Origin of the sequence: Effusibacillus lacus (assembly GCF_002335525.1) — a bacterium.
Lineage (GTDB): Bacteria > Bacillota > Bacilli > Tumebacillales > Effusibacillaceae > Effusibacillus > Effusibacillus lacus.
Genome location: NZ_BDUF01000084.1, coordinates 55,806 through 60,618, shown reverse-complemented (window position 1 = coordinate 60,618; position 4,813 = coordinate 55,806). Strand labels below are relative to the sequence as shown.

The following is a 4,813-nucleotide window of genomic DNA, read 5'->3' as shown; positions in this document are numbered from 1 at the left end:
TTTATGTTAGAGGTGCTCTGGTACACTGTCAACGCGCTGGAAGCTGACCGGCTAAAGCCGGTGGGTTTAGACCCGGCGCATGGAAACTAAATTTCTGTTTAACGACTAGCTCCTTACAAAAATTTGTGGTCGAAAATCGTCGAGATTATTTTTAGCAACCTCCTTTCAGATTCTGATCTGAACCGTTTTTCTTCCTCAATTTTTCAACGGTTCACTTGACAATGAGCAACCAACCGTCTTGCTCAACACCATCTTACAACCATTTTCAGCTTCTTTCTCTCAATAAACGTTAAGGTTGCCAATAAATTTTTATTAAGGTTCATTCTTTTTAACAATCATTCTAAGCACAAATCCTGTTTCGTTCTTTTTGCGTTCGGTTATCAGGATTTGCGGATTCCTTGGATCGTCCTCAAGCTTCTCCCTTAATTTACGGATATACACATACACATTCCCCAAGTTGACATTCTGTTGGTTTTTCCAAACCCTATCCAACAGTTCCTGAGCAGAAAGCAGCATACCGGCGTTTTGAAGAAGTACGCTTAGAATTTGGAACTCTCTTTTGGTTAACGAGTACACCTGACCATTTCGAACAATGCAGCATTGGGCAATCTCAAAAACAACATTTTCCGCCAAAGTCACTGAGTCACCAAATTTAGAACGTAAATAGTTATCCTCAGTTAGTCGAATTTTCTCAAGCACCTCAACCAAAGGTTCTGACAATTCCAGGGTCGCCTGTTGTCGGGCCATGATTCCATCAGGGGACGATTGTTCCGAACTCAAAATCATAACCGGTATACAGGTGTGTTCCCGAATCTCTTTCCAGCAGAGGAAATCATTTTCCATAGGTTTAGGAAAGTCAATTACGATCGCTAGCCAATCGGCATCTTGTTGTAAAGTCGACAATATTTGCTTCCCATTCCTAAGATGCACAATCTCCAAATCATGGCCTTTCAACGTGTTTCCAACCAGTTTGACAAGATGGACATTCTCCGACACAAACATCACTTTCACAGCAGTTTCCCTCCCGTTTTCCCATCATTTTTGAGTCAAAGCAACAGGATCCCGTATTCTATCTAAGCTGCGAAGTCATTGTTGGTTGAATCTGGATATGTGATTAAATACTACAATAAATTTTAATTTTTTCAAACAATTAATATAATTCGTTTCCAAACTGGGATATTCGGGGGACTGGCAGAAAAAAAGAGCCTTCTCACGAAGGCCCAAAAAGGAGAGGAGAAATATGGGTTTCACTAGTATCCTCTCCCGGTTCCGCCTGTTTTATACACGTATTTTTGGGCTGTTTCATATTCTGGTTAGGAGCCCATAAAACAGGAGGGATGAAGTTTGACAGCAGCCATCACATTTGACCATGTGACAAAGAAATACCTGTCTTTGTCGGGCGAGACAACGGCGGTCGAAGAGTTCGACTGTTCAATCCAGGAAGGGGAGTTTGTCGGGATCGTGGGTCCCAGCGGATGCGGCAAAAGCACACTGCTTTCCATGCTGGCGGGGCTGTTTGGTCCTTCCAGCGGGGAAGTGCGACTCTTTGGGGAACCGGTAACAGAACCTTCCCTGACAATCGGATACATGCTGCAGCAGGACTACCTGCTTCCCTGGCGCACGATCCTTGATAATGTGTGCATTGGTCTTGAGATTCAGAGTCGGAAGAATGCTGAATCCATCGAATATGCCAAACAATTGCTGAGGGAAATGGGGCTGGAAGGAACCGAGCCAAAATATCCCCATCAGTTGTCCGGGGGCATGCGGCAGCGGGCGGCACTTGTCCGCACGTTGGCAGTCAGACCCAAGATCCTCTTGCTCGATGAGCCATTCTCCGCTTTGGATTATCAGATCAAGCTTCAATTGGAGGATTTGATCGTCCAAACTCTCGATAAGTACAAAATTACAGCAGTGTTGGTCACTCACGATTTGGGGGAAGCGATCGCTATGTGTGACCGTGTCCTTGTAATGTCGACCCGGCCAGGGCGACTGAAAAATGTATTCGAAGTCCCGGAAGACATTCGTGCCTTGTCACCACTGGATGCCCGGGAACATCAGTCGTTCCATCAATTATTTCGACAGCTTTGGGAGGAATTGCAGGATGAGGAATGAGCTCGCGGAATTCTTGCGCCAGCAGCGGATCCTGAAACTGAAGGTATCGTTTGCTCAATGGGGCCTGCTCATCGCCTTTCTGGCCCTGTGGGAGATCGCGGCCCGAATGAATTGGATCGATCCTTTCATTTTTTCTTATCCATCAAAGATGTGGAAGTTATTCGTGCAAATGAGCACGGACGGAAGTCTCCTGCATCATTCCTGGATCACAATAGGAGAAACGGTTGTGGGGTTTCTGATAGGAACCGTGGCGGGAACGCTTTTGGCAATCTTGATATGGTGGTCGCCCTTTGTCGGCAGGGTGCTTGATCCCTATATCGTCGTTTTCAACTCCATGCCAAAAGTTGCCCTTGGCCCGATCTTTATTGTGTCATTTGGAGCGGGATTTCTGTCCATTGTAATGATGGCGCTGGCGATTTCTGTCGTTATCACAACGATTGTGGTGTATACCGCATTTAAGGAAGTCGATCCCAACATGATCAAGATGGTCAGCACCTTTGGCGCGAGCAAGCGTCAGGTTTTTCAGAAGGTGATCTTCCCGGCTGCCCGCCCGACCATTCTCTCCACGCTCAAAGTGAATGTCGGCCTGGCCTGGGTTGGAGTGATTGTCGGTGAATTTCTCGTGGCAAAATCAGGTCTCGGCTATCTGATGATCTACGGGTTCCAGGTGTTCAATCTGACGCTGGTGATGATGAGCCTGCTGCTGGTCTCGATTCTGGCAACGTTCATGTACCAGGCGGTTGCGATGCTGGAGAAACGCTGGCAAACCTGGAGAGAACAGGGCTAAATCAGTTAAAATCTTTTTACAATCGGGGTTCTGCCAATCCCGGTTTTTTTGTTATAATGGAACCATTGTTTACTGACAACGGAGGTGCAGAGCTTGGTAAGAAAGTCGCTTATCGCCGATCTCATTCTGCTTTTGGTCACCTTTTCATGGGGGGCCACCTTCGTGTTGGTCAAAGAAGCGATTGCCACGATGCCTCCGTTTACGTTTCTCGGCGTCCGGTTCACGATTGCCGCCGTCCTGATTTGTCTGATTCTGCTGATTTTCAAACGTGACCAGCTGCACACGGACAAAGGCCTAATCAAAGCCGGACTGGTACTGGGATTTTGGCTGTTCGCCGGATATGCGTTCCAAACATTCGGTTTGCAATTTACTTCCGTCTCAAAAGCCGGTTTTATTACAGGTTTGTCGGTTGTGCTCGTTCCCTTGTTCTCCGTGTGGCTGCTCCACTTGAAGCCGAAACGTCCGACGGTAATTGGAGTACTGGCTGCCACTATTGGGCTTGCCTTGCTTTCACTCGACAAAGTGGAAGCAGCCAACCTTGGGGATTTGCTCGTCTTCCTTTGCGCGGTCTCTTATGCCATGCACATCATAACGATGGGAAAATACGCACCCCGGCACAAAGCTCTTCCGCTAGCAATGTATCAAATCGCGGCGGTAGCCGTTCTCAACTTCATTGGGGCTTTCTTTTTTGAACCGTGGCAGCAATCGTTCACAAAAGACGTGCTGTTCAATCCGACAGTGGAGATGGCCTTGCTTATTTGTGCGGTATTTGCAACAGCCCTGGCGTTTGTTGCACAGTCTCAATTTCAAAAGTTCACCACACCGACCCGTACAGCCTTGATTTTCTCGACCGAACCGGTCTTTGCGGCGGTGACTGCCTATCTGTGGGCGGATGAACGATTGAGCGGGCAAGCGGTTGTCGGTTGTTTGTTGATCCTCGCGGGGATGTTATTCGCAGAGCTGGGTGGAAGCGACAAGGAAGAAACGACAGCGGAAGCAACAGCGTCCCGTTAGAGAAGCCTGAGTTTCATGCTCGATTCTGATCGTCGGTGTGAACGGGGGATTTTTCCGTGTCATGCAGGCAAGTCCGGTACATTGTTCAGGATCTGATTCATCGAAAATGAAACACAGGCAATCCTTTCCGAATGTATCTGATCGTCTGCCGCATACACATCAAGCAGTTCGTAAACATGGCCATTCAATACATATTGTTCAAGGGTTTTGCTCTCAAGATCCAGTATCCAATATTCCGGAACCGAATATTTCGCATAGGCCTTCGTTTTGTGCACTTTGTCCCTTCTGCGCGATGAGGAGGACGTAATTTCCACCACCAGATCAGGCGGTCCTTCAATCCCTCTCCTGGTTATAACAGACATCCTGCTTCGGTGAACCATCACAATATCAGGCTGTCGGACCTCCATCTTGGACAAGATGACATCCACAGGAGCGCTGATGATCACATACTCGGATCTGCAACTCTGATCCAGCGTGTAATGAAGTTGAAAACTGACTGCCTGGTGAAGCGGTGTCGGAGCTGGGCTCATCAATTCCAATTTGCCGTCCGCGAGTTCGTACCTGAGACCGTCATCCAAAGCGGCATAATCTTCATAAGTGTAAGTCTCCGGAGTTTCTTTCGCTCTGTCAGGTTTGGATTGCCGTTTGTTCATAAAAACTCACTCCCTTGATACAAATTATAGCCATGTAAAAAACCCTTGTCACCAGAGACAAGGGTTTCGTTATTCAAGCAAGTGGCGGGCCATCCGATTTATCGCTCAAGATAAGGCTCCAGCAGCCCCCACAGTTCTTCTTTCCCGACTCCCGTTTCGGAAGAAAAAAGCACCATGGGCACATCCTTCGGTACTTTCAACGCTTCCCGGATCACCTTTTGGTGCTTCAGCCAATGGCCGCGGGCGA

General features: G+C 47.8%; 5 protein-coding genes. 3 read left to right on the top strand and 2 right to left on the bottom strand.

All coding sequences use genetic code 11. The annotated features are described in order from the left end of the window. Nucleotides 1-312: 312 nt before the first annotated feature. Complete coding sequence (locus EFBL_RS14755) at nt 313-1,002, bottom strand: winged helix-turn-helix domain-containing protein (protein WP_231705821.1); 690 nt, start codon at nt 1,000-1,002, stop codon at nt 313-315. A gap of 342 nt (nt 1,003-1,344) precedes the next feature. Between EFBL_RS14755 and EFBL_RS14750 the strand changes: the two genes are divergently transcribed. The 3 genes from EFBL_RS14750 to EFBL_RS14740 all read left to right on the top strand — a co-directional run bounded on the left by EFBL_RS14750 (nt 1,345) and on the right by EFBL_RS14740 (nt 3,913). Then, complete coding sequence (locus tag EFBL_RS14750) at nt 1,345-2,112, top strand: ABC transporter ATP-binding protein (protein WP_096182854.1); 768 nt, start codon at nt 1,345-1,347, stop codon at nt 2,110-2,112. Beyond that, on the top strand, nt 2,102-2,899 hold the full coding sequence (locus EFBL_RS14745) for an ABC transporter permease (protein ID WP_096182853.1): 798 nt from the start codon (nt 2,102-2,104) through the stop codon (nt 2,897-2,899). The genes EFBL_RS14750 and EFBL_RS14745 overlap by 11 nt, the downstream gene beginning before the upstream one ends. A gap of 93 nt (nt 2,900-2,992) precedes the next feature. Beyond that, on the top strand, nt 2,993-3,913 hold the full coding sequence (locus tag EFBL_RS14740) for a DMT family transporter (protein WP_096182852.1): 921 nt from the start codon (nt 2,993-2,995) through the stop codon (nt 3,911-3,913). 59 nt (nt 3,914-3,972) lie between these two features. Here the strand turns inward: EFBL_RS14740 and EFBL_RS14735 are convergent, their stop codons facing one another. Continuing rightward, a complete protein-coding gene (locus EFBL_RS14735; protein WP_096182851.1) occupies nt 3,973-4,566 on the bottom strand; it encodes a Uma2 family endonuclease in 594 nt (197 codons plus the stop codon). Nucleotides 4,567-4,813: the final 247 nt, after the last annotated feature.

Coding starts and splice junctions, on each gene's coding strand:
- EFBL_RS14735 (WP_096182851.1), bottom strand. CDS start 4,566: ATGAACAAACGGCAATCCAAACCTGACAGAGCGAAAGAAACTCCGGAG.
- EFBL_RS14755 (WP_231705821.1), bottom strand. CDS start 1,002: ATGTTTGTGTCGGAGAATGTCCATCTTGTCAAACTGGTTGGAAACACG.
- EFBL_RS14745 (WP_096182853.1), top strand. CDS start 2,102: ATGAGGAATGAGCTCGCGGAATTCTTGCGCCAGCAGCGGATCCTGAAA.